The following is a 24,955-nucleotide window of genomic DNA, read 5'->3' as shown; positions in this document are numbered from 1 at the left end:
TTGTGAAATGCGTCTAATTTAATTAAATAGTAACATTTCCCTACACCGTTTTTTAATATTTATACTATGAAACGATTATTGTTTACCCCCCTCTTTGTTGCTTTGAGTATTTACTCAGTTTGGGCACAGTCATCCCTAGAAGTTTCTCGACAATGGGAAAAAGGCTACGGAGCTTCTTTGTTGGGCGAGGTTGCCTTGGGGTGGCCTGTGAGTAAGGCAACGCCAAACGGAAATATACTTTTTAGTTTTCCGTATCGTCTTTGTGCCTCTAGGTGCAGTACCTCCATTGTTTATAGGAGCATTGTTCGCGATAGTCTTTATAAAACTGAAGGCAGTTATGTGCCTTCACAAGGCGGCGCTTTGGCTTTTGTAAAAGGATATTCAACCAAATTAAGCGGTGGTTGGGACGAGGCTACCAACAAGTTTTATACAACCAGCACCTATTATTCCCCTAATTTCGATGAGATAGGAAAGGTTACCCAATCGCAACCAGCGTATATTAGTTCGGTCAACCCACTGTCAAATGGCGCACTTATTATGAGTACCACGTCGCTAATAGGGGATTATAGTGATAGTCTTGTTCGGTACGATGGGCAAGGAAAGCGTATCTGGGCAGTTGCTACGGCCAACTATAACCGAACTCAAAATGAAACCACTTGGCGCGCAAGTGCTACCGTCACTCCTATGTTTCACGGTGAAGAAGCTGCGTTTATCAGCTCAAAATCCGTACGGGATATCAATAATTTTAACACAATTATTTCCCAGCAGACTGATTTGAAAGTGATTACTGGAAACGGAACCGAAAAGTGGACTGCCATCATCGAATCGCCACTGACGTACACCAAAGTAGTGGGAACGGATACGCAAGGACAGTGGTATGTTTTGACGCAGCGCGATTCTTTGGGGCGGGTATTGACGTTTTCAGGAGAGGGTGCGAAAGTAAACGAAGTGGTGATTTCGATTCCTAATTTGAATAATAATATGGGGGTAGAAATTCAAAAAACAGCCGATGATGGTTTTGTGCTTTATTGTCGTAATGTTTTGAATACTTTTTTTGCTAAATATAGTAAAACAGGGACGCGTGAGTGGAGTTATCAGATGCCTCTATACATTGATCAGTTAAAAATTACATCGACGGGGAACTTCATTGCCTATACCCAATACTTAAATCAGTATAATTTAACAATTCTTTCGCCAACGGGGGCTGAGAAAACAAAGCTGTCGCTTTTTCATTTGATGGAAGGAAGCAATGGCTGGCTCTATGGGACAACGTTGGATAAATTGTACGCCATTAATCCACAAGGTGAAATTGGGTGGACGATAAACCGAGCAAGTGCACGGGCAGTTGTGAGCGAAGATGTTGACGGGGGTGTCCTGCTGACTGAAACATTTTCAACAAAAAATTCAACGGCCAGTCCTTTTCTTGGTGCGTGGAATCTTGATGTAGTCAATACATTTACCCTTAGCAAATACACGAAGGAAGGAAAATTACTTTGGAAAACACCCATCAATGCAACGGTTGAAGAGCCTGCATATCAAGTTCGGTTTATGGCGGGGGCGTACCCCTCTAAAGAAACAAAAGATGCGTACTTGCTGACCTCTCAGGTGATTACGATGAGCAAAAATGCCAGTATGGGAAATCAAAGTAATGTTAGCTACAGTACTTCGGTTATCAAGATAACGCGCCCTTGCTATACCCAATTGACGGCTACGTTAGCCACTACATCGCCATCTTTGTGCGGAGGACAAACGGTCAAACTAGAAGCGAATTCCGATTCGTTGGGCTTTTTGACCTACCAATGGCAGCGCGACGGGCAGGCAATCATTACCAATCGCCAATCTACTTTTGAAACCACTACCGAAGGTGTATATCGCGTAATGGTCGCTGACTCAGTTTGTGGAACAAGCTCACTTTCTTCTACCATTGAAATAAAATCAACCCCCAATGCCTCCGCAACTTTAGCGACAAATCCACCTGTATATGCCCCCAATAAAGCCAAATTGCAAGCCAATGAAGGAGCAGGGTTGACCTATCAGTGGCTAAAAAATGGACAGGAAATCGTGGGAGCGGTGGCGTCGAGCTACGAAACGGCCGAAAGTGGCGCGTTTTCGGTGAAGGTAAGCCGCGATGGATGCAGCCGTACATCGCCCCCGTTAACGGTGGAGGTAATGCTACCGTTGGGCGTGGACGGAACGACCGAAACCGAACTGCATATTTCCCCTAACCCCAATTTGGGAGAGTTTGAATTAAAACTACCGACAGGGTGGGAGCGAGCTCAAATAAAACTTCATGATGTGTTAGGACGTGATGTTCCTGTAAATCAGTCTAATGGCAGAATAACTGTGCAGGCAGTAGCAGGTTTGTACTGGCTCAAAGCAATGTTTGAAGGCCGTGAACTTACTCAGAAAGTTATGATTCATCCTTAAAGTTTTTGGTAATTCTAAGGCAATTCTAATCCAACCTTAATATGTCTCTAATACGGGCGTAGTACATTTGTGACGTCCCTAATAAAGGACGTATTCCAAAAGTCATAAATCGTTATAATCCATCCAAAATTCAACAGTATGGTGGTATCATTGACCAACTACTGCTGCCGGAAGATAAAAGTGTAATAAATGTGAAGAAGAACGAGGTGCAGACGGATATATTGGTAAGATAAGTTTTTAAGAATCCACACTGTTTCTTTTCTATTGTGAGTTTAGAAGAGGAAATATTTCTACTAGTTAAAGAGCCACGAGAGACTTCTCCCGTGGCTCTTTTGTGTCTTGTCGGTTTAGGTTATACTTTTTGGCAAAAATAGATAATCTCGCTACCAGGTAAGGCAAAACGTTTTGCTTCTTCTTTGCTAAGTTCATCCATCACAAAACGATCTTCGGTTACTTTAAACCCACCTTTTTCGAGACGTTGGCCGTAATCACGCCCAAAAAGGCGCACGTGGTCATCTTGCCAAAAAAGCCTTTCACGCTCTTTGGGGTCGGTAATGCTGGGGTCTTCAAACGTGGTAGCCCTCGACCAGTCTTGCGGCGACTGAATAATGGCCCAGCCGCCAGGTTTGAGCACCCGATAAAGCTCGGACATGGCCTTGATGTCATTCTCAACGTGCTCCATGACGTGGTTACAGAAAGTCACATCGAAGGTGTTGTCCTCAAATGGAATTTGGTGGATGTCCATTTTGACCTTTGCCAAAGGCGATTCGATGTCGGCAGTGATGTAGTCTATGTTTTTTAAACGTTCAAAACGGTCGATAAAACAATATTCGGGAGCTACGTGAAGAAGTTTGAGGTTGTCTTTGAAAAAGTTGGTTTTCCGTTGGAGGTACAAATACATCAAACGGTGGCGTTCGAGCGACAAGCAGTTTGGACAAAGGGCATTGTCGCGCCCCGAGCGGCCATAAGGTAAAAATTTTCGGAATTCGCTGCCGCACACACTGCATTCAACTCCCTTCCCACTGTAAAAAATAGCCAAAACGCGTACGCCAATGTGACTGACCAACTGCAAGTACTTACGCGGTATATGCCGCAAAACCCAACTAATAACGTCTTTCATTCGTGAATTTTATCAAATTTTTATTCAACAAGTGCTGCAAAGTTTTTACTTTTCGCCATAATTCCAAAACCAATTACGACACCACTAGCAAAGATGATTCCAAAAACATCGAAACCGCCCGGTAAAAAGCTCATCAAGCGCATGAGTTCGCGTACAAAATCATACATTTTGGCACCTGTCAGCCTATTAATGATTGGCTATGGCTTGTGCGTTTTTAGTGAAGCAGGCCACCTCAAGCATACAAATGCCCCCTTTCGTCAGTGGTTTATGATGGGAACCTACAGCTTGGTGGTCATCAATGCAGGGCTTTGCTTTTTTGGTCAGGCAATTGTATTTAGGATTCAATATCAATTCAGACAAGAAACGCGGCGAAAGTTGAAAAAGATGCAAAAGGAGGTAGAGCTTGCGCTGAAAAAGAAAAATGCCGCTCAAGGCGGCAAGATTGTTTAAGCTTTAGCGGCGAACTCAGCCTTGATAGCTTCAACGTCCACTCGCTTAATTTCTGGTTTCCAGCTGCGTTGTTTCATTAACACTTGCTTGTTCTGTGGAATCATTACGTTGCGCTTACTTTTACGCAAAAGTTTAGTAACTGCCATTGTCGTATTATCTAAATGTATTGTATGTTTCTTGTAAAATGAGCCGCAAAAATACGGATTCATTTTTAAAAAAGTAAGCTCTTTCGCTCTTTTTTTTCGCCAGAGACGCTACTTTTGCGGTTAGTACACTATGGACTGTGGACTATCAACTACCGACTATAACAATGAGTAAACCCTCTTTGGCCCGTGGAACGCGCGACTTTGGCCCCGCGCAAATGAATAAGCGTAATTACATTTTTGATACAATTCGCCGTGTTTTTCAGCGATATGGATTTCAACCACTCGAAACACCTTCTATCGAAAACCTTTCCGTTTTGATGGGTAAATATGGTGATGAAGGAGATCAATTGCTGTTTAAAATCTTGAATTCAGGTAATTTTCTTGAAAAAGTTACTGAAACTGACTTACAAGAGGGGTATAAAAAAACGACCCTCAAGGTGTCGGAAAAAGGACTACGATACGATCTCACCGTGCCTTTCGCGCGATTTGTGGTGATGAACCGTAGTGATTTGGTAATGCCTTTTAAACGTTATCAAATTCAACCTGTGTGGCGTGCTGACCGCCCCCAACGTGGGCGTTACCGCGAGTTCTATCAGTGTGACGCCGACGTGGTAGGTACCGATTCGTTGGTGTGTGAAGCCGAAATTGTGTTGATGATTCACGAAGTATTGCGCGGTTTGGGGGTTGAAAATTTTACGGTAAAAATCAATAACCGTAAGATTTTAAGCGGAATTGCTGAGGTAATTGGCGCTCCAGGACAGGAAGGGCCGATGTGCGTGGCCATCGACAAATTGGATAAAATAGGAAAAGAAAAAGTAGAAGAAGAGCTGGCCTCGCGGGGATTCTCGGCGGAAACCATTGCCAAACTTCAGCCCATTTATGAACTAACCAACGACCAATCAGCGATTTTTGAGCGCTTGAAAGCGTGGTTGGCTGATTCTGAAATTGGTACGAAAGGAGTAACTGAGTTGGAAGAAGTTTGGAATAAAGTAAATCACTTTGGCCTCAATGCACCGCAAATGGAGCTCGACGTGACGCTCGCGCGCGGTTTGAGTTACTATACAGGGGCTATTTTTGAGGTAAAAGCCAACGGTGTACAAATGGGAAGTATTTCGGGCGGTGGTCGTTATGACAACCTAACGGGGACATTTGGTATGCCTGGACTTTCGGGGGTGGGGATTTCGTTTGGGGTCGATCGTATTTATGATGTGATGGAAGAACTTCAATTGTTTCCCGAAAATCAGTCGGTTTCTACCCAAGTAATGATTACCAATTTTGATGCTGCTGCTGAGGCGCACGGCTTGGGTGTTCTGCGTCAATTGCGGGAGGCAGGTATCAATGCAGAATTGTATCCTGATGCCTCAAAACTCAAAAAACAATTCGATTATGCCGACCGTAAACGTATTCCTTACGTGCTTATCATTGGCTCAGAAGAAATTCAAACGGGAACGTACTCGCTCAAAAATATGCACTCAGGAGAGCAACAGAAATTAGACTTGGCCGCGATTCTTGCGTTGTTTGTCTAACTGTTACTAGCTGTATTCTTAACAAAAACCCCCGTGATTTTAATTTCGCGGGGGTTTTTGTTGAACTTATTTCTTTGAAAGCTTCGATTGTTCTTCGTAGAAATCAAGGAAACTATCTAGTTGCTCTACCGCCATCTTGCGAGCGATAATTTTCTTGTCTTTGTCTAACACATACACCATGGGCGTGTTTACGACGTCAAATTCTTTGCGGAAATCAGTCCTAAAACTGAAATCATACCCGTGACGCCATGCACCTACGCCAAAATCATGGATGTATTTTTTCCAATTGTCGGGCGAACCCGTTACTGATACTGCCAAAACTTTAACGCTGGATGAATATTTTTCCGAAAAACGTTTTAATTCGGGAGTTGACTGTCGGCAATGCCCACAATCGGGGTCATAGAAAAACACAACGGTGTATTTCGATTGAATGTCTGCTAGTTTAAAACTGATTCTTGCGGTATCGCTGAGGGCAAGTGCAGGCATGGGCTTGCCAACGAGCAATGGTTTCATAATTGCTACCCTGCTGCGGATATTCTGCACAGTACTGGAGTCGGTGATGGGCATAATACCGCCTAAATAATATTTTTCGGCCAAGTGTACAAACACAGCATCGCCTCCAACAGTATTTGGGGTTTCGGCTTGGTTGGTCAAATACCAAATACAATAGGCCTGCATTTCTTTGCTTCCACCTTTCAGCGCTTTTCCGATCACATAGTCGCTCGCCTGAATGAGTGAATCTGGCGCTGGAAACGTTAGGTTTTGAAGGTAGCGTTCGAGTTTGCGTTGGAGAAAAGGCGTACGAACGAGGCGTTCGTCACTAAAATCAAAATTGTCCCAAAAATGCGCACGGTAATAGTTAAACAACCAAGCCGAATCAGGACGGCCATCGGGACGTTTGGGAGGCGTAGGAAGCGCAATTTCATTACTAGCACTCAAAATTTTTCCAGTAAAGGTAGCGGCGTTTTCTTTGACAAACTGGTGATAATATTCGGACATCTGGCGACGAATATTACCAATTTTTGCTTGACTTATCATGTCTTGTCTCACCTTTGCCTGGGCTTGCACCAAGGTTAGTTCTTGGGAGTAACCAAGCATTTTTTGTTGGTAATTGAAAAAACGCTCGTTGTCGGGAGAACCTTCTATTTTCATATTTCCAACAACACTTAATGTATCGCTGACAAATGAGAAGTGCTGTTCTGGACCAATGATAAAATCAAGTAAGCGGCTTTTATTGGGTTTTAATACCATGTAAAGTCCCTCTGGTAGCGATTTTGAACCCATAAAGCTCAAAACACCTTTGTCGTCAACAAGGGCGGTATCTTTGGTGATGGTTTGGTCATACCCAAAATAGTGAGCCAAGGTATAAGCGCCTGGCTTGAGCCCTTTGATGGTGCCTTCGATTTTGTAGCCACTTTGTGCCCAGCCGTAGCTGCAAAATAAATAGCTGATGAAAAGTAAAGTTATTTTTTTCATTGTAGGTAGGTTACGGGGGGGGGAACCTCCCGAAAGTTCAAAACTTTCGGGAGGTTGAAAACTTTCGGGAGGTTGAAACGAGCTATTTAGAGCTACTTTTTTTCTGTTCCTGAGCAATTTGATTTTTGTAAACATTCAAAAACGGCTCAATATCCTCAACACCAAGGCGGCGGGCAATGATTTTCTTCGATTTATCAAGAATATAAATCGTAGGTGTAGAAAAAACATCGTAGTCGTTGCGATACACTACTTGCCTTGAAGCAACCAACCCGTAACCATTGATGAGGTTTTCGAGCTTAAATTCTTTGATAAATTTCCGCCATTCATCTTCGCTGCCATCTACCGAAATGGTCATTAATTCTACCCCTTGCGAATAAAGCTTTTCTTGCAATGCCTTTAGTTTTGGGGCAGATTCGCGGCAGTGCCCGCAGGTCGGTGAATAAAAAAACAATACTTGATAATCGGCTTTCACACCATGAATGTACTCAAGACGGTCGGCGGCGCGGTAGCTCATTACCCCAATGTCAGGAATCACTTTGTTGACCAAAAGCGGTTTTAAAACCTTGATGCGATCACGAACGTTTTTGAGGGTACTTGTATCAGAGACAGGCATGATACCCGTGAGGTAGTATTTTTCGCCCATGTGGACAAATACGCCTTCGGTTCCCACAATTTTGGCGTTTTCATACTGGTTAGTGATATACCAAATACAATAGGAAATAATGTCCTTTTTCTTACCCGCAATCGCCTTGCCAACGACAAAATCAGCTTCTTTGGTAATAGAATCTTCCGACTGAATCGTCAAATCCTGGAAATAACGTTTGAGTTTTTGTTCAAGGAAGGGTGTCTGAATCATTCGTTCATCGGCAAAGTCAAAACTATCCCAAAAGTGGGCTTTGTAATAGTTAAACATCCACAAAGAGTCCACCTTCCCGTTGGCTTTTTTGGGAGCGGGCGGAATTTCGGGGTCAGCCGACGTTTTGAACAATTTTACCGTAAAAGTGCCCTCGTTGTCACTCATAAATTTATCATAAAAAGCTTTGCGTTGCTCTTGTAAATCTTTGTACCGCTTATCGGTTTCGGGGAGTTTGCTGTCTTTCAATTGCTTATACTGGTTGTCTTTTTCCCGCATAAACTTTTGAAACTGATAAAAAAGCTCGTTGTCGCGGCTACCAGAAAACTTAGTACTTGAAATCAGATCAGTGGTATCGCATTGGAAGCTAAATTGTTGGTCATCAGTGATTAATACACGAAATAAGTTTTTGCGGTCAGGAAAAACGATTTCGTAAACACCACCCAATAGCGGTTTTTCACCTTCAAAAACAAACTTTCCGTTGGGGTCAATTTTGGCAGTGTCTTTGGCATAAATCTGCGTTCCATAGTAGTTTGCCAAGATACAATCACCACTTTTAAAATTCTTCACTTGTCCTTCAATTCGATAATTACTTTGTCCATTCACGCCGTAGAAGACGCAGAGAAGCAGAAAGAAAAGCGTACTCGTAAATTTCATGTTGATTTTATTTTATTGTAATCCCAAAAATAGCGTAATTATTTTTAGTTACTTAAACGAAATTTTTGCGTTTTTAGCGTTCGATTTACAACCCTGTTTATGTTTTATATTCTCTCCAAGACATTTGACGTATTATTAATGCCTCTGACAATGGTTTCCATCGCTATTGTTTATGCAATGTTTCTCAAAAACCGTACCCGAAGCCGTTGGATTACTGGATTATCCCTCTTTTTTTTGTATTTGATGAGTAGTCCTATTTTGGTAAATGAACTTTTGAAGGCATGGGAGACGCCTTCTCGGGCGATTTCAAGTGAGTACCAAGTGGGGGCTGTGTTGACGGGCGGCATCATCAAAAAGTATGATTACCAAACAAAGCAAGTGTGGTTAGGTAAAAGCGGTGACCGTGCTACGCAGGCTTTTGAATTGTACCGATTGGGAAAAATTAAAAAAATTATCATCAGCGGAGGAGAAGGTTCATTTTTGACCAATAAACATACTACTTCCGAAAACGACGGTATTCGACAATACTTGATTTATTCGGGTGTACCTGCCGAAGATATTATTCAAGAACCCATGGCGCGCAACACGCGTGACAATGCCGCTTACACGGCAAAAATCCTGAAAGAACAGTTAGGAACTAACAAATGTGTCGTCATTACTTCGGCATTTCATACGCCAAGGGCGCTGGGATGTTTCCGAAAAGCGGGGGTAGAGGTAGTGCCTTCTCCTGCCCACTTTCTGCAAGAGAATTACGACATCTGGATTGACAAGTTTTTCCCTTCGGAAGAAGCGCTCGTTGCGTTTTATTTCGTTTGGCACGAAATGGTTGGCTACACCATCTATAAAGTAATGGGATACTTGTAGAAGAAAAATAATACATCTGGGGAGTCGGATGACACCACCAGATGTAGAATGAAATGTATTAGGTACTCAAGATTTTTACCATTCGCAACATGTCTTCGTTGATTGGTTTTGGCAATCGAATGGTGTCACGGAAAGGTGTATATACCAGTTCGTTGTTGATGATTCCCACCATCATATTTTTCTGGCCGTTCATGAGTCCTTCAACGGCACCCAATCCAAGGCGACTGGCCAAGATACGGTCGTAAGCGGTAGGAATACCTCCCCGCTGAATGTGACCGAGGGTGGTTACCCGAATGTCCATATCAACTTCCAAACGTGCCTTGATTTTATCGGCTACTTCGGCGGCGTTTCCTTCTTCGTCTCCTTCAGCTACGACAATGATTGAAGAAGATTTTGAGCGATTCCAGCCTTGTTTGAGGGTTTCTACCACTTCCGAGATTGGGGTGAGTACTTCAGGAACCATTACAATTTCGGCCCCGCCAGCAATGCCGCATTGGATAGCAATGTAGCCAGAGTCGCGGCCCATTACTTCGATAAAAAACACGCGGTCGTGCGAGTCTGCCGTATCACGAATTTTATCAATGGCTTCCAAAGCCGTATTTACTGCCGTATCGTAACCGATGGTATGGTCTGTTCCGTAGAGGTCGTTGTCAATGGTTCCAGGGGCACCAACTGTCGGGATACCGTACTCGTCAAAAAAGATAGTTGCCCCCGTAAAAGTTCCATTACCACCAATGGCTACCAGTCCTTCAATGCCAAATTTTTGAATTTGATCGTAGGCTTTTTGACGGCCTTCTTTGGTCATGAACTCTTTGCTTCTAGCCGATTTGAGGATGGTACCACCTCGTTGAATAATATTGCTAACAGAATGAGAAGTCATCTGATAAATGTCACCGGCAATCATGCCGTTGTATCCGCGTCGGATGCCATATACTTCGATACCATAATAGATGGCGCTTCGAACCACAGCGCGAATACACGCGTTCATACCAGGGGCGTCGCCACCAGAGGTAAAGACTGCTATTTTTTTAATCATAAGTTAGGTAGTAAGGTGGTTAGTTATTTCAGCAGTTAATAAGGTGCGCTAGGCATATTAGCTACTTCAAACACACAAATTTATTTTGTATTTCGGTGAAATACCGAATATTTTGAAAATTTCTTCAAAATTTAACCGAAGCATCTCCCGTATAACTGGTCGAAATCTCTCATTTTTTAGGATGGACATCTATTGAAACTTGGTATTGAAAATTTTGACTTTATCAAATGTAATAGACTGTTTATCAATTGTTAATGGTTGTTTTGTTATTTATGTGCATAAATTTTTACTCCCTCAACTTCAGCCCTAAGTAGGTAATTTTGGGCAATAAATTCGGCCAATTCGGGATAATTATGGTGCCCATATTTTTTGGGGTTATCCATCCAAATGGTTCTTGGAGTGACAGCATCCACAAAAATAGCGGGCTGATTTCGTTTCAAATCGCGCAAATACCGTTGATAATAGTGTTTTTGATAGGAATGGTACAACCCGCTACGAGTCGTATGATTTTCGTTTACCCCTTGGGGCATTTGGGTGGCTACGTATAAATCGCACGACCATCCCCACACAGCCAGGTATTGACCTGATTTCCCATACTGGAGAATTTGATGAGCAATTTTTGCTCGAATAACATCGGTAGGGCGTGGCGTAGAAGTAAATTTATTGGTGGGCCTGTTATGCACCGTATTGCTAATAAAAAGCACAAAAAAAGCCAGTTGGGTCGAAACCATCACCCATTTGCTTTGAGATGGAAGGTGTTTTAAAAAAAGGCTAAATAACAGCAAAAAGGGCAAAAATAAGTAATGAAAGTAGTGCTCGTAAAAACTGCCCGTTCGGGAGATAGCTAAGTTGGCCATTAACAAATACCCACCCAACATCACCCAGAAATAAGCGTCAAGTGAAATGCCGTTACGTATGCGCTTTTTGATGATTATTACAAGACCAGCCACCAAAGAAAGCAGCATGAAGGGATAGAGAAGCCACTCAAACCCGCATCCTTTATTGATAATAACCCAAGGGAGGCGGAAGAAGTTAACGAACTTACTTCGTTTTACAACACTGCCAGCAAGGTTGTCTTTATAGGCTAAATTGGCCTCGATGTAATACGTGTAAAAGTCATCTAAGACGTCGTTTTTGGCAAGAAAAAGGCACCAAACAGCCCACAAACCCACAAATCCCAGCGTTAAGTAAAGAAAATGGGATAAGAGTTTGGAACGTTGGTACAAGAACAATTGGGCACAAGCATAAACGCCAATGACAAAAGCCATCGGTAGGGCTTGGAGTTTACACAGTGGAATCATGCCAAGAAGAATCCCAAAAATCACTAATTCACTCGCTTGAAATCCTTTTTTTTGATTCCAGTGGGCTAATAAATAGACCGAGGCGTTGAGGACTAAAATGGAGGTGATTTCGCTGTAGAAAATGATAAAATCGGGATATTGTGCCAAACTAATGAAAGAAATAAAGGGAAGCAGAGCCCACTGAGCGGTAGCAGCAAGGTTCAGCGCTTTGGCCGTGAAATAACCGATTAAAAGCCCCAGTATGGTAAGAACCCAGCTCAGGATATGTGCCAAATGAAAATCGAGGGTAAATCCAAGATGGGCAAATCCACTCAATAAATAACTGGTCAGCGGCCCGCCCGTGGTAGGGTCGATGGAACGATATACGACAGGGTTGATGGAAAGTGTTAGACCTTGGGCCAGCATTTGGCTTTCGTCAGGGTCGAGCTCATGGTTGAATAGAAAGGCTGGAAGTCGCATGTAGGCGGTAAGCGCCACCAAAATGACAATAAAAACCCCATCCGTAAGTGGACGTTTTCGAAGCAAAACCCAAACACTAAATGCCGCAATGAGCAGGTGACCAACAAGTTGGAAAACAAATGGATTAGCACTAAACTGAACCTCCAGAAGATTCATAATAAGTGAGTAATAAATTAAGAATAATGGTGGATTATTGAACAGGCTACTCTAACGAGCAACGTATATTTTAACGCTATCTATTTCTGCTTTGAAAACATAATTGTCGGCTACAAATTTGGCCAATTCGGGATAGTTTTGATGACCATATTTTTTGGGGTCACGCATCCAGCGGGTACGAGATGTCATGGCATCTACAAAAACTTTGGGGCGGGTTCGTTGTAAATCTCGTATATACCTGTCATAGTACGCTTTTTGTAAAGGGTGCTGCATAGCCGCTCTGACTGAGTGGTTTTCGTTGATACCTTGGGGCATTTGGGTTTCAACATAGTATTCACAAGACCATCCCCACACCGCTAAATAGTCGCCAGGTTTGGCAAACGTAAGAATAGCTTTGCTTATGTTACTCATTTCCTTTTGTCGAGAATGAGCCGTTTTGTACATGTTAATATCTTCATTGTTAACAATATGTAATAGCCCAATGAGCATAAATATTAACTGAGTAGATAGGGAAAGCCATCTCCAATGGGACGAAAAAGCGCTAAGTTGATGGATAAAAAAGCCAGTAAATAGGCTACATGGCAATAAAAAATATAAAAAATGATGAGGGAAAAAGCTGCCCGTACGAATGATAACTGCCACTACCATAGCAAAGTAAGCTGTCAGACCTACCCAAAAGTAGTTGTTCTTCAGTATCATTTTTTTTATAGCAGTTTTTGAGAAATGAGTAGCAATGAATGCGACGCCAAGCGCTAAAAATGGAAAAAACCAATAGTTAAGGTCGATGCCACGTTTAAAGATTATTTTAGGGAAACGAATGAATAAATACCATGCACTTCGATAAGACTTGTCAGAAAAGTGCATTTTTAGTTGTGCATTAGCTGTGATATAATAGAGAAAAAAGTCATTTAATAGACCATTGAGATACATATACAAAAGCCAACTACCCCAAACGCTAATGACACTCATTGAGAGCACAGAAGCATAAGCCAACCATTTGTTTTGTTGGAACATGTAAAGCAGCCCCAAACCCCAAACGCCAAGCACGAAGGCCAGCGGTAAAGCTTGCATTTTGCACAAAACAATAAGTGCCAAGGCTATACCAAACCCAACTAATTCAGGGTAAGTAATTTTTTTGTAATTAGTCCAGCGGGCAATCTGACAAATACCATAACTCAACAAAATATTCGCAATCCCTTCGCTGTAATAGTTTATATAATCGGGATTTTGGGTAAAATTAAAGAAGGCTACAGTCGGAATAATCGCAACTTGTGAAATATATTTTGGGAATATATACCTGAGAGCTTTGTATAAAAAATAGATAGAGGTAAGGGTAATAAGCCAACTTAAAATGTGCGTAACACGAAAGTCTAACTGAAATCCAAGTAAATGTATTAGTGATAAAAGGTAAGAATTGATAGGGCCACTAGTAGTAGGGTCAACAGAACGATAGACCAAAGGGTCAACAGTTAGGGTTAGCCCTTGGGCTAACATTTGACTTTCGTCGGGGTTGAGAGGAAGGTTAAAAAGAAGGGCTGGTAAACGCATGAAGCCTGATACAACAAAGCAAATTACCCAAAATAATAACTCAGGGATGGGTGTTTTTCGGAGTAAAAGCCAAAGAGTTAGGTATCCAAAAGTAATATGACCAATCAACCACCAAAAAATAGGAGAACCGCCGAAGTCGAGCCAACTTGTAAATTGCATAGAAAACGATTTGAAATCGCCGCAAAAATAACGAAAAAATACTTTATTGGATAATATGAATGCAGTGTTTTAATAAAACACCTAGGCGTCGGAGAAAACCCTCCGACGCCTAGGTGTAAAAAAACTGTTATTAAAAAGTGTTAAAATCCTAGTCCAAGGGCCATGCCTTTTAGCATTGGATTGCCAGGGATTGCTGCACCACCCGTTGCTGCACCTGTCGTTAGGTTGATAGCATAAACGCGTGTAGTACCACCCGAACGGAGTAACGCGTAAGCCATGCCACTCATGCCACCAATGTCAAAACCATTTCCACTTTCGGCTTGGATACCAAGCGAACCTACTGGAACAAGAGTACCGTTGTTTGGTGGGATTTGGGTATAAAGCATGGCGTTTCCACCCGTAGTTTCAATGTTGTACAAGGTAGTCGTAGAGGCAGTTGCAAAGTTGTTGGTGTAAGCAGAAGCCGTTACACTAGGCGTACCTGGGTTGATATTTCCATCGACTGCCACAGTCACGCCAGTATCGGGGTGTAAACGAAGGTTTTGACCCGTATTGCTCACGACCCGAATGCGGTCAACAGTTGGGTTAAAGTCAAACCCAAAATCTGTACCCGACAAAGTAGAAGCAAATGGCCCTGCACCAACAGCCGTGGCGGCGCCGTTTGATGTGTTAATAGTATAGAGGCGGCTAGTGCTTCCTAAAGCGTACAATTGACCATTGGCAGGACGGAAATCAATTCCCAAAACCATTTCACCCGACTGTAAACCTGTGATGGCTTTCGTGATAGGCATTGGGTTCATTGGGTTGAAAATGTGGAGGTTATTCGTATTGTCAACTGCGTAAGCTGTCGGCTCTGTCGGAATCGCAATACCGATAACGTTGCTAGGTAAGTCGCCTAATTTCTGCATACGTCCTGTCATCAAATTGACCTGCTGTAATTCAGTGTTTCCACCAAAAGTCACCGAAGCAATGGCGTTTCCGTCGGGGGCAATGTCAAATCCACCCACTGCTGTAATGTTTAAGCCCAATGAACCTACTTCCGCTAAAGTACCATTGTTAGGAGGGTCTTGGCGATAAAGGCGGTCGGATGCAGGGTCAATGTCATACAAAACGGTTGTTGTTACGCCTGCTTTGTTGTTGGTATAAGCACCCGCTGCAACCATTGCACCTGCTACGCCGTTGATGTTGCCATCTACCGCCACTGTAGCACCTGTTTCTGGGTGAAGACGAAGGTTTTGGCCCGTTTCAGTGACAAGACGAATGCGGTCAACAGTAGGGTTGAAATCTAACGCTATCATTGAACCACTGAGTGCAGGAGTAAATGGAGCGCTACCGATGGCACGCGCCATGCCTGTCATTTGGTTGATAACATAAATGCGGCTACCGTCGCTGACACCGTACAGCTGACCCGTAGCTGGACGAAAATCAATGGCTAAAATACGTTCCCCTTGCATCAAGCCAGTGATACTGACAGTCGCAGTAGGAGCGTTGGTTGCCCGTACATTGAGGGCTAAAAGCTGATTAGATGAAGTCAAAGCGTAAAAAGGTGCATCGGGTAAAGTTTGAGGATTGGGAGCCATGCGGTGGTCTTGGCAGGCGTTGAAAACAAAGACCGCAATGAGTGCTGCCATTGCCGAAAGGAGGAGACGTGATTTTGGTGGATAAGTCATGATTTAAGTTAGTTTTGCAAGTTGGGTTGTACATTTATTTCTAAACTGTATGTATCTACGCAGAACTACCTTTTTTGGATTTGAGCGAAGCAGAAATTTTCAAAAAAAACCTCTCGAAAGTTCCAAGACTTTCGAGAGGTTGAAGATAACGATTTGAAATGACCTTAATATACTTCTACTTCAGAAATAACTGGACAAGCTTTTGATTCCGTGATACTTACTCGTATTTTTTGGGTTTCGACAGGGGTAAGTTTAAGAATACGTTTGTAACCAATGGTCGTAGCATTGGCGATTTTTTGCCATTGACCATTTTGCCAAGCTTCTACTGTAAATGCTTTTACCCGTTGACCCAATTGGATGTGTTCTTTCAACGTTACATATTTCACGGTTTGTGCTTTGCCAAGGTCAATTTCTACTGAACCCGTGGTTACGTCATCGTTGGTCGTCCAGTAGGTATTTTTATCGCCGTCGGTTACGTTTGAAGCAGCATAGTTAGCTACTTTGCCACGGTGTGAACTGGCCGTTGCTTTGGTTTTTAGGGCCAAATTGGTTTTAAATTCACGGTCAATCATCGCTTTCCAACCTGTCAACGCTTTGACGTCGTTTTCGTGAATCAAGCCACGGCGGTCTGGCGGAACGTTCAATAGTAAGGTTGAGCCTCTTCCCACCGATGTGAGGTAGATGTCGAAAAGGTTTTCTGGGGTACGCACTTTTTCGTCTTCTTTGGCGTGATAAAACCAACCTGGACGAATGGAAACATCAACTTCCGCAGGAATCCAGTGCGTTCCGTCGACCGAACCCGTGTTCAGCAGTTTTTCGATTCCACCTTTGCCTGCGTAGAGTGTGTCAGGAGTGATTGAATTCCAGTTGGTTTCGCCCGCAATACCGCGTTCGTTTCCGACCCAACGAACTCCAGGACCCGCATCGCTAAAGAAAATTACTTCGGGATTAAACTGACGTACCATTTGGAGCGTCGTTGGCCAGTCGTAATACGTTCGTCCATCAATGCGGCGTTTTTCGCGCGCGCCACCGTAGTAGCCATCGCCACCGTTGGCTCCGTCAAACCACATTTCAAAGATAGAGCCGTAGTTTTCAAAAATCTCTTTCAACTGATTGCGGTAGTATTCCACGTATTCAGGTTTGCCATATTCGGGATGGTTGCGATCCCAAGGCGACAAATATACCCCAAACTTCAAACCGTATTTTTTACACGCCTCCGCTACTTCTTTTACTAAGTCGCCTTGTCCGTTTTTGTAAGGACTGTTTTTGATGCTATGTTCGGTATATTTACTGGGGAACAAGCAGAAACCATCGTGGTGCTTGCTGGTCAAAATCGCGCCTTTGAAACCTGCGTCTTTCAACGTTTTAATCCATTGCTCTACGTTGGTTTGGGTAGGGTTAAAAATAGAAGGTTTTTCGTCGCCGTAACCCCATTCCAAATCGGTAAAGGTGTTGGTAGTGAAGTGGATAAACGCATTTTGCTCCATTTCATGCCAACCCATTTGGGCTTTGGTCGGCGTTGGACCTACGGCTTTGGGAGGCAATACGTTCGGAATGTCCAACACCACGTGTTTTACCTTGGTGCGGTGGTGGGTATAAGTAACGTGTACAAGCCCATCGCTGCTTTGAATGATGGCAGGGTAGCTAAACTCACCTTTGGGTTCATCCTCAAACACATAAATATCGCGCCATTCTTTGCCATCGGTAGAGGCAGCCAAGCGTAATTTTTGACGACCGTTTGACCATTCTTTGCCGCGTGTTAAGGGATTATAAACAATCAATTGCGTGCCATTTTTGAGCGTAACGGCATCCGTGCCTGAGTTAGGGTTTGGTAATGAAGTACCTGCTACTTTCGACCACGTTTTTCCACCGTCGCTCGACCACGTTTCAACCACAACATTTTGGCGACTACGGCAGAGTAACTGCAATCGGCCATCGGGATAGGTAAGAATACTTGGCTGAATAGCTCCAAAAGAGCCATTGTCAATCATGATTTTTTGCCAGTTTTTACCGTCTTTGTCGGTTTTTTCTAGGTACACGTTCCATATTTTTTCGTCATTACTCTCGAAACTCGTTGGGTGAAGGATGTCACCGTTGGCCAATTGTACCGACTTGTTTTTGATGGGACCGAGAAAGCCTTCGGGAAGTTTTTCAGCCTTCGACCATGTTTTTCCATTGTCGGTTGAGGTCATCACCATGCCCCACCATTGGCGAGGATTGGGACCTACTTTATAATAGAGGAAGAGTTTGCCAGCTTTGCTTTTGAACAAAACAGGATTCCAAGTAGGGTGACGTGTACTGGCGTCCATCACGCCGTCTGCCATTTTTTTAGGCGCACTCCATTTGCCATTTTTAGATTCTGACGTCCAGATACACACATCTGGGTGGCGTTCGTAGGTTCCCCCAAACCAAGTAGCCATCAAATGGTCTTTGCCTAATTCGACAATGCTTGAGGCGTGGCATTCGGGAAAGGGAGCAGTTTCATAGATAAATCCTTCTTTTATGAGCTTGACTGCGGGAGTTTGGGCTAGGAGAGAGGACATAAACGCTGTGAAAATCACAACGAAATTGAGCAGTTTTAAGCGCATGGGCGAATACGTGTGGTTAAAGTAAAAGGTAGATTTGGTTATGAGTGCGCAATTTACCTTATTTCTACTTTACCACGACTTACAAATCCCAAAATATCCCCCAAAATTAGGCACAAACAATTCCCCTTGGTCGTATGCCAACGAACCTTTGAGGGAAGTTTTTGACCAACGATTCAGGCGTATTTGGGCCGAAACCAAACCCGAAAACTGATGAAAAGTACGCGGATTTACCCAGCCATAAGCACCCAAATTTTGGCTATACGAAAACCGAGAACGCACCGTAAGTTGCTGTTTGTATTGCCATTCAGTGCCAATGTAGCCCACGCGCAAACGGTTATTAGGGAAAAAATATCCAGGGGTCAAAACCGAATTATTAGGCTGAATTGTTGCCCGAGGGGCGATAAATGGCGTCCCTAGGGTGAAACCGTTGTACGACCAGCCTTCTAAGTATTGGCCATGATTAAAGTAATTGTCAGCGCCTTGGTATTTCGACGTTGTGCTGTATTGTTCGCCACTTTGGTTAGTGGTAGTGAGGTATTCAAGTACAATATGTTTGAGAAAAAGCGGATGTGTGCTCGAACTTTTGCGTAGCCAGCGTAGTCCCGTCAGTCCGTCAGGTCTATTCTGTAACGCGAGCCCAGAGGCATCTTCGTAGGGGTGTTGGTGGTAAAGAAAGAGTTGAAAGTTCGTAGTTTTCCATTCAATGCCAAGGTCATAGCTGCCGAGGTGATTTCCAATGCGATTGGCCCCGTCGAAAGAATTGAAGCGATCGTTGGAATAGTCATCAGGATAACGCCCTGTGATCAATGAAAGGTAGTCTTGGAAGGTACTAGGAAGTGCACCGTTGACGGCGGCAGGCGAGTTGTTTAGGTAATCGGCATGACCGCCCCACTGTACTTGGTGGTTCATGCCTGCATAGAGTCGAAGAGGCCAATGCGGTTTGCCAAATCTAACGTAGAATTGTTTTTGGTGAAAATACGCTTGATTAATGTAAGAGGCCGTAAACCAGCCGTGGGCGTATGCTCCCTGAAAAGCCAGAATATGTTTCAGGAATCCCAGTGAAATGAATCCGTGCGTTTGAAGTTGAATTTTGGGAAAAGGCATGGCATTACCCGACCACGCATAAAAACCCGAAGAAAGCGTGCTGTCGCCTAAACCGATGACCTCGCGTTGTCGGCCTGCCGAAAGCTCTATCTGTTTCCATTTAAGTTTAGCATAGACTTCGGGCCAAAGCAGGGTAGTGCCGCCTTGGGAAGGGCCAAACGTACGGTTTGTCACAAAAAATGCCCCCGCTGCCCAGTCAAATGCCGAACGACGCGTCGAGTCTGTACGGTAATCGCGGTGCGGATTGACCCGTAATGTTACAAAAGGATTGGTTTGGGGAACCATTCCGTATTGATTACTTCTGAGCCAAAAGGGTGTGTGGGTTTCGGTAGCAAACGCTGTACCTGCCTCCAAATCGTAGGAAAACTGGTTGAAAGGCTTGTAAAGTTGGGCGCGCAGTTGTGCTCCAATGCCTAGAAAGATGAATATAAGGAGGTAAAGTAGCCGCATAGAGACATAAAGTTAAAGAAGACAACAATATGTACGATAAAATGGTCGCTTCCGTAACTTTATGTTTATGTTATTTTTTGCAAAAATGAAAAAATCGGGTTGTGAGCAACCCGACTCACAAATGTTTTTCTAATTGACGCGCTCAAAAATGGTGGCAATGCCCATTCCGCCGCCAATACAAAGGGTAGAAAGACCGAATTGTTTATCAGAACGTTCCAATTCATCAATCAAGGTAGCGGAAATAATAGCCCCCGTTGCGCCTAGCGGGTGCCCCAAGGCAATTGCTCCACCGTTGACGTTGACTTTGGCGTGGTCAACGCCCAATTGCTCCATAAAAAACAAAGGAATGGCGGCAAAGGCTTCGTTTACTTCAAACAAATCAATGTCATGGATGCTCATTCCTGCTTTTTTAAGCACTTTGTGGGTGGCAGGCACAGGCCCCGTAAGCATGATGGTTGGCTCTGAACCAACGATAGCAAAGGCTTTGATTTTGGCGCGTGGACGCAGACCGAGTTGGTCACCGATTTCTTTTGAACCAATCAAAATTCCAGCAGCACCGTCCACAATTTGAGAAGAATTTCCTGCGTGGTGAACGTGATTAATTTTATCAATTTCGGCATATTTCATCAATGCCAAAGCATCCAGCCCCATGCTTCCCATCATTTCAAAAGCAGGTTTTAAAGCCGCCAAAGAGTCAACAGTAGTGCCTGGGCGAACCCCTTCGTCGCGGTCGAGGAGGGTAATGCCTATTTCATCTTTATAAGGAACAAGTGATTTGGCAAAACGATTGTCCTTTTGAGCTTCTACGGCCCGTCGGTAAGATTCGGCCGCGTAGCTGTCAACGTCGCGGCGAGCGTAACCGTATTTGGTCGCAATCAGGTCGGCCGAGATTCCTTGGGGAACGATGTTATGACGGGCCACAATCTGAGGGTTCATAAACAATGCCCCGCCGTCGGTTCCCATCGGTACGCGACTCATCGACTCTACACCTCCTGCAATCACCATATCGACTTGGCCTGACATCACGTAAGCGGCGGCTTGGTTGATGGCCTCTAAGCCCGATGAACAAAAACGGTTGAGCTGTACACCTGCCACTGACTCGGCATAGCCTGCTTCAATGACGGCCGTACGGGCAATGTCGGCCCCTTGCTCGCCAACGGGCGTGACGCAGCCCATAATGACATCATCGACAAAACTGGTATCAAGTTGGTTACGTTCTTGTATTGCTTTTAGAACAGATGTAAGCAGTTGAACGGGTTGAACTTCGTGCAAAGAACCGTCCGATTTCCCACGCCCGCGAGGGGTACGAACTGCGTCATAAACAAATGCTTCGGCCATAGTTGAAGGGAGATGAAAATGGTATTAGACAATTTTTTGTAAATGTAATACAATCTTGTCAACGAAAGAACCACTTTTTAACGGCTTATCACGATGCGCTTTACCTGACTGCCTATTCGCAAAAAGTAAGTTCCGTTGGGAAGATGTTGGACGTTGACAGTCATCCGATTATTGCCAGTAACTCCCATGGTATTGGTCGTATTGAACACCATACTTGCGGCGGCGTTGTAGATTTCAAATGATACGGGCTTGGGCGCTGATAGCGTAAATTCGACGGTAAGTAGCGTTTGAGCTGGGTTCGGATAAACATTGACCACATCGCCCGATGGGTTGGAGGTGGTCACCGAAAGTAATAAATCTGATTTTTTAATAGCTTGAAGCGCATACCAAAGGGTTTGGTCGGTGCTTTGGACAAATGACACATCGAATGTATTGGGCGAGGAGGGAAGCACATCACTCGTTGATAATACCTGCCCTGTCGTGGAAAGTTTGTGAATACGTAGCGCTTCCGCAGTAAGCGTCAATCGGGCTTCAATGGCCAAGGGGCGCACCGTAGTTGGAGACGTTCCCCAATTGTTGTTGACCGAAGTGTTGGCAGCGTTCCAAACCATCCCAGTGTTTTGGGTTTGGGACGTAATGGTAATCAACGAGCTGTCGGAATCTGCCAAGGGTTTTGAATTGAGTGATACCCAAGTAAGTGCGCCAAATTCGCTGGCTGATTTGAGGGTGAAGTTCCCAACTTGCGTATTAGGAGCGTCTTTTAAAAAGCCCGTAAGTGCCACAAAGCGAGGGGTATTGGTGGTTAAAAAACCCGTCTGTGTGTTTAGTGTGGTTTGTTGGGTTGATGTTTGAAAAGTACCATTGCTTACGTTTGGAAACGTCTGACTGCTGAGCCCTTGGGCATGGTGGTAGGTATTGGTGCGCAGCGAATGGGTAAGTTGGAGTCGAAAATCGTAGGGGACGTATTTTCCCCAACGGCCGCTGTTGTCTTTTTCAAACGACCAATAAATGTCTTTTTCGGAGTAATTGACCAACGTCGGCGTGGCTTCGGTAATGAGGCCATTCCGAAACGCCCAGGCGCAAGAGGGAAACAAACTCATGGTGCTGTGGTCGCAGTGAATGGAAAAATAACCTCCCACTTTATCGGCCGCCCAAGTGCTGTTGACATCGCTATTGTATTCAAAAAACATGACCCCATCCATGCCGTGAAAAGCACCGTACGCAGCCATGGCGGGCACCATTTCGGCGCGGTAGCGGTTGGGGTAGCCGTGGTTGTACTCACTGATGGTGATAGGTTTTGAGGCCAATGGTATTCCTGAAAAAACGGAAGAAATGGCACTGAAATACGCATTTTTGACCATGGGCGTATTATTGATGGTCCAATCGGAAGCATCCCATGCCACGTTTGGAAAGTGCGGATGGTCCCAATAGCTATGGTCGTCATAATAGTCCATAGATTCGTGCTCAAGTCCTTCCTGAATCCCCGTGAGTGCATTGGTGCCTGTGATGGGTGCTTGGACGTTGAGGTTTGTACGGAGAAAAGTGCGCATTTCTTCCATAAACTTCTTTTGAAGTTGGATATAAAATTGCGCCAAATCAGCCACGCGTTGTTTTGAATAATTTCCCCTGTCACGGTAGTCCACCCGCTGGATGTTGCGCGTGGCTAGGTTTTCTCCCGCTAGAAAAGCCGTACGCGTCGATTCTTTTAGGGAAACATTATCAAGCCAAATCGTAGTTCCGTTTGGTAAATTTCCTACCTGAAAAGCCAAGCGTCCTTTGCCTGCCAAATCGTCAGTTGAAACAACGTTGATTTTGAACAGTTGCCAAGTAGTGGTTAGGTTGAAGTTTTGTCCGCCGTACCATTTATAAGGGGAGTCATCTTGCATGAGCGACACACTCAAGACGGCGGCTTGATTGGCTTTTGCCCAAAACTGAATGGTGTAGGTGGTGTCTTTTTGCAACGAAAAACGGAGGTACTTAAACTGCAAATGCCACGTTTCGGTGCCTTTGTTCGTGACCGTTACTTTGGCTGATTTACTGCCTGACTGGGCTTGCGAATTGTCTAAAGTAGCGGTTGCAGTAGCTCCCGCGTTTTGTTCCATTGTCCAGTTGGTATTCAACATTGCGCCTTCAAAACCGCCATCGGTTACTCTTTCTGTGATGTTAAGGCTCGACCCTTGCCAAGCGGTTTGCAAGGTGGCTTGGGTTTGATATTTGGTCACCAAAAACGCATTCCAAAGGCTGTCGAGTCTAATAGCCTGACGATACAGTAAAGAACCACCATCTTTTCTTGATTTGAGTTGGTTGTCTTCCCACATGCCATACAACGAATTTTCGTTGATGATTTCAACCATGGCCAAACAAGGGTCTTCGGCAAGTTTTAAGCCTGTGTAAGGGTTGACGTGTCCCAGCAATTGGGTAGCGTATTCTTTTTGAAGCGCAATCAACTGTGGGTCAAAAATGGTGACTCCTTTGGCAAAATCCAGCAGTGAATCGGCATTGGCTACGCCGTCGGAAGTCTTGAACGTCCGTGATACGTTCAAGTTCATATTTGTATAAATATTGTTCTTTTTCAGCTCATTGATAAAAAAATCAAGGCGGTCGAGGGTTGTTGAATTTAAGGTTCGAGTTGATTGCCCTGAAACAAAGATACTGCCTTCGTTTCCTCCCCAGGGATTGTCTAAGTGGTGAAAGCGCACCAAATTGATGCCCATTTTACGGGCATGGGTTGCGACGTCGGGGGCGGTGGTTTTGGCAGGAAAAGCAGCGGCAGAAGTAATATTGACGCCCCAAAAACGAAAAGGTTGACCGTTGACGATGAAGTTGCTGCCATTGACCGAAACGCGGTCTGGGTTGCCAATGGTTTTCGCGGGAAATTTTGGTAAAAAAGCGGCATTACTTCCATCGTTGTAGGGAAACGAAAAGTTGAAACCGCCTGTAAAGTTTTGCCCAAAAGATGGGAAGTAAATATATACAACAAAGAAGAAGGAAAGTAGCTTTTTCATGCCGTTAAAGATTATAGTAAACTTTCTAGGTTTTTTAAAACTTGGAAAGTCTTTTTAGTTGCCCAAAAACATACTTTTGAGACAATTCCATAGGGCGCGTTTGTTTTTGTCGTCACTCTGCACAATGTCGAGCGATTCGGACAAAAGAAAATTGACTCCCGCAATTTGTTTGGGGTCGTAGCGGTTCATCATAATTTCCAAATTGATTTGGATAAACGGCACGCCAAACGATATAATATGGTGTACTTTCTTGTTTTGGAGCAACGGTCGAAAATCCATCTGTTTGGCTCCCGATAAGTTCAAAATGTCCACGCCATCGAGGTTTAAGTTGACTGCTTTGAGTACTTTCTCCAAGAATATGGTATTACTCGGCGACATCTTTGGCGATTCGTTGATTAAAATTAACACCTGATGGTTGAGGTTGGGAGTCTCAAAATTCGGTAGAGAAGGAATGGGTGCGGCTACAGGAGCAGGAGGCGGTGGTGTAGGTGCCTCCGCTACAGGCTCTTGGACCAAAGACGTGGCGACCTCTTTGACTATTTTTTCTATCGCCTCTACTTCTTGGGCGCGATAAAGCGTTTCGTTTTGGAACAGGAGTTGATAAAATGACTTCATTTTACAA

General features: G+C 44.2%; 16 protein-coding genes. 4 read left to right on the top strand and 12 right to left on the bottom strand.

The annotated features are described in order from the left end of the window. Positions 1-66: 66 nt before the first annotated feature. Complete coding sequence (locus DTQ70_RS11270; RefSeq protein ID WP_122930892.1) at positions 67-2,427, top strand: T9SS type A sorting domain-containing protein; 2,361 nt, start codon at positions 67-69, stop codon at positions 2,425-2,427. A 352-nt stretch (positions 2,428-2,779) separates the two neighbouring features. Here DTQ70_RS11270 and DTQ70_RS11265 read toward each other — a convergent pair whose 3' ends face one another. Beyond that, positions 2,780-3,547: a class I SAM-dependent methyltransferase gene (locus DTQ70_RS11265; protein ID WP_122930891.1), complete on the bottom strand. Its 768-nt coding sequence runs from the start codon at positions 3,545-3,547 to the stop codon at positions 2,780-2,782. Positions 3,548-3,640: 93 nt separating this feature from the next. Between DTQ70_RS11265 and DTQ70_RS11260 the strand changes: the two genes are divergently transcribed. Beyond that, positions 3,641-3,997: a hypothetical protein gene (locus DTQ70_RS11260; RefSeq protein ID WP_229600117.1), complete on the top strand. Its 357-nt coding sequence runs from the start codon at positions 3,641-3,643 to the stop codon at positions 3,995-3,997. Positions 3,998-4,307: 310 nt separating this feature from the next. Next, positions 4,308-5,669 carry a histidine--tRNA ligase gene (hisS, locus tag DTQ70_RS11250; protein WP_122930890.1) on the top strand — a complete coding sequence of 454 codons (1,362 nt, stop codon included), beginning with the start codon at positions 4,308-4,310 and terminating at the stop codon, positions 5,667-5,669. 66 nt (positions 5,670-5,735) lie between these two features. Here hisS and DTQ70_RS11245 read toward each other — a convergent pair whose 3' ends face one another. Next, positions 5,736-7,145, bottom strand: a complete 1,410-nt coding sequence (locus DTQ70_RS11245) for a thioredoxin-like domain-containing protein (RefSeq protein WP_164489976.1) — start codon at positions 7,143-7,145, stop codon at positions 5,736-5,738. Between the two features lie 82 nt (positions 7,146-7,227). Beyond that, a complete protein-coding gene (locus DTQ70_RS11240; protein WP_122930888.1) occupies positions 7,228-8,655 on the bottom strand; it encodes a TlpA family protein disulfide reductase in 1,428 nt (475 codons plus the stop codon). A gap of 99 nt (positions 8,656-8,754) precedes the next feature. Here DTQ70_RS11240 and DTQ70_RS11235 point away from each other — a divergent pair, with 99 nt between their 5' ends. Further along, complete coding sequence (locus DTQ70_RS11235) at positions 8,755-9,519, top strand: YdcF family protein (protein ID WP_122930887.1); 765 nt, start codon at positions 8,755-8,757, stop codon at positions 9,517-9,519. A 58-nt stretch (positions 9,520-9,577) separates the two neighbouring features. Here the strand turns inward: DTQ70_RS11235 and pfkA are convergent, their stop codons facing one another. From pfkA to DTQ70_RS11190, 9 genes are all read right to left on the bottom strand, one after another. Next, positions 9,578-10,552: a 6-phosphofructokinase gene (gene pfkA, locus DTQ70_RS11230; protein ID WP_122934367.1), complete on the bottom strand. Its 975-nt coding sequence runs from the start codon at positions 10,550-10,552 to the stop codon at positions 9,578-9,580. 269 nt (positions 10,553-10,821) lie between these two features. Beyond that, positions 10,822-12,471 carry a hypothetical protein gene (locus tag DTQ70_RS11225; protein WP_122930886.1) on the bottom strand — a complete coding sequence of 550 codons (1,650 nt, stop codon included), beginning with the start codon at positions 12,469-12,471 and terminating at the stop codon, positions 10,822-10,824. A 51-nt stretch (positions 12,472-12,522) separates the two neighbouring features. Further along, entirely contained in the window at positions 12,523-13,965 is a 1,443-nt protein-coding gene (locus DTQ70_RS11220; RefSeq protein ID WP_164489974.1) for a hypothetical protein, read from the bottom strand. Between the two features lie 353 nt (positions 13,966-14,318). Then, on the bottom strand, positions 14,319-15,848 hold the full coding sequence (locus DTQ70_RS11215) for a DUF4394 domain-containing protein (RefSeq protein ID WP_122930884.1): 1,530 nt from the start codon (positions 15,846-15,848) through the stop codon (positions 14,319-14,321). Between the two features lie 164 nt (positions 15,849-16,012). Beyond that, positions 16,013-18,436: an exo-alpha-sialidase gene (locus DTQ70_RS31060; protein ID WP_122930883.1), complete on the bottom strand. Its 2,424-nt coding sequence runs from the start codon at positions 18,434-18,436 to the stop codon at positions 16,013-16,015. Positions 18,437-18,505: 69 nt separating this feature from the next. Beyond that, positions 18,506-19,990: a capsule assembly Wzi family protein gene (locus tag DTQ70_RS11205; RefSeq protein WP_122930882.1), complete on the bottom strand. Its 1,485-nt coding sequence runs from the start codon at positions 19,988-19,990 to the stop codon at positions 18,506-18,508. Positions 19,991-20,119: 129 nt separating this feature from the next. Further along, the gene (locus tag DTQ70_RS11200; protein WP_122930881.1) at positions 20,120-21,328 is read right to left on the bottom strand and encodes an acetyl-CoA C-acetyltransferase; all 1,209 of its coding nucleotides are present in this window, start codon (positions 21,326-21,328) and stop codon (positions 20,120-20,122) included. 77 nt (positions 21,329-21,405) lie between these two features. After that, positions 21,406-24,333: a carbohydrate binding domain-containing protein gene (locus DTQ70_RS11195; protein WP_122930880.1), complete on the bottom strand. Its 2,928-nt coding sequence runs from the start codon at positions 24,331-24,333 to the stop codon at positions 21,406-21,408. A 54-nt stretch (positions 24,334-24,387) separates the two neighbouring features. Beyond that, on the bottom strand, positions 24,388-24,948 hold the full coding sequence (locus DTQ70_RS11190) for a hypothetical protein (RefSeq protein WP_122930879.1): 561 nt from the start codon (positions 24,946-24,948) through the stop codon (positions 24,388-24,390). Between the last annotated feature and the right edge of the window lie 7 nt (positions 24,949-24,955).

It is taken from the genome of Runella sp. SP2 (genome assembly GCF_003711225.1).
Taxonomy (GTDB): Bacteria; Bacteroidota; Bacteroidia; order Cytophagales; family Spirosomataceae; genus Runella.
The sequence above is the reverse complement of the archived record's forward strand: the minus strand, read 5'-3'. Positions and strand labels throughout refer to the sequence as shown.

What these genes read in the sequence shown, in the direction of transcription:
- DTQ70_RS11270 (WP_122930892.1), top strand. Translation starts at nt 67, where the DNA reads ATGAAACGATTATTGTTTACCCCCCTCTTTGTTGCTTTGAGTATTTAC.
- DTQ70_RS11265 (WP_122930891.1), bottom strand. Translation starts at nt 3,547, where the DNA reads ATGAAAGACGTTATTAGTTGGGTTTTGCGGCATATACCGCGTAAGTAC.
- DTQ70_RS11260 (WP_229600117.1), top strand. Translation starts at nt 3,641, where the DNA reads ATGATTCCAAAAACATCGAAACCGCCCGGTAAAAAGCTCATCAAGCGC.
- hisS (WP_122930890.1), top strand. Translation starts at nt 4,308, where the DNA reads ATGAGTAAACCCTCTTTGGCCCGTGGAACGCGCGACTTTGGCCCCGCG.
- DTQ70_RS11245 (WP_164489976.1), bottom strand. Translation starts at nt 7,145, where the DNA reads ATGAAAAAAATAACTTTACTTTTCATCAGCTATTTATTTTGCAGCTAC.
- DTQ70_RS11240 (WP_122930888.1), bottom strand. Translation starts at nt 8,655, where the DNA reads ATGAAATTTACGAGTACGCTTTTCTTTCTGCTTCTCTGCGTCTTCTAC.
- DTQ70_RS11235 (WP_122930887.1), top strand. Translation starts at nt 8,755, where the DNA reads ATGTTTTATATTCTCTCCAAGACATTTGACGTATTATTAATGCCTCTG.
- DTQ70_RS11225 (WP_122930886.1), bottom strand. Translation starts at nt 12,471, where the DNA reads ATGAATCTTCTGGAGGTTCAGTTTAGTGCTAATCCATTTGTTTTCCAA.
- DTQ70_RS11220 (WP_164489974.1), bottom strand. Translation starts at nt 13,965, where the DNA reads ATGTTAGCCCAAGGGCTAACCCTAACTGTTGACCCTTTGGTCTATCGT.
- DTQ70_RS11215 (WP_122930884.1), bottom strand. Translation starts at nt 15,848, where the DNA reads ATGACTTATCCACCAAAATCACGTCTCCTCCTTTCGGCAATGGCAGCA.
- DTQ70_RS31060 (WP_122930883.1), bottom strand. Translation starts at nt 18,436, where the DNA reads ATGCGCTTAAAACTGCTCAATTTCGTTGTGATTTTCACAGCGTTTATG.
- DTQ70_RS11205 (WP_122930882.1), bottom strand. Translation starts at nt 19,990, where the DNA reads ATGCGGCTACTTTACCTCCTTATATTCATCTTTCTAGGCATTGGAGCA.
- DTQ70_RS11200 (WP_122930881.1), bottom strand. Translation starts at nt 21,328, where the DNA reads ATGGCCGAAGCATTTGTTTATGACGCAGTTCGTACCCCTCGCGGGCGT.
- DTQ70_RS11195 (WP_122930880.1), bottom strand. Translation starts at nt 24,333, where the DNA reads ATGAAAAAGCTACTTTCCTTCTTCTTTGTTGTATATATTTACTTCCCA.
- DTQ70_RS11190 (WP_122930879.1), bottom strand. Translation starts at nt 24,948, where the DNA reads ATGAAGTCATTTTATCAACTCCTGTTCCAAAACGAAACGCTTTATCGC.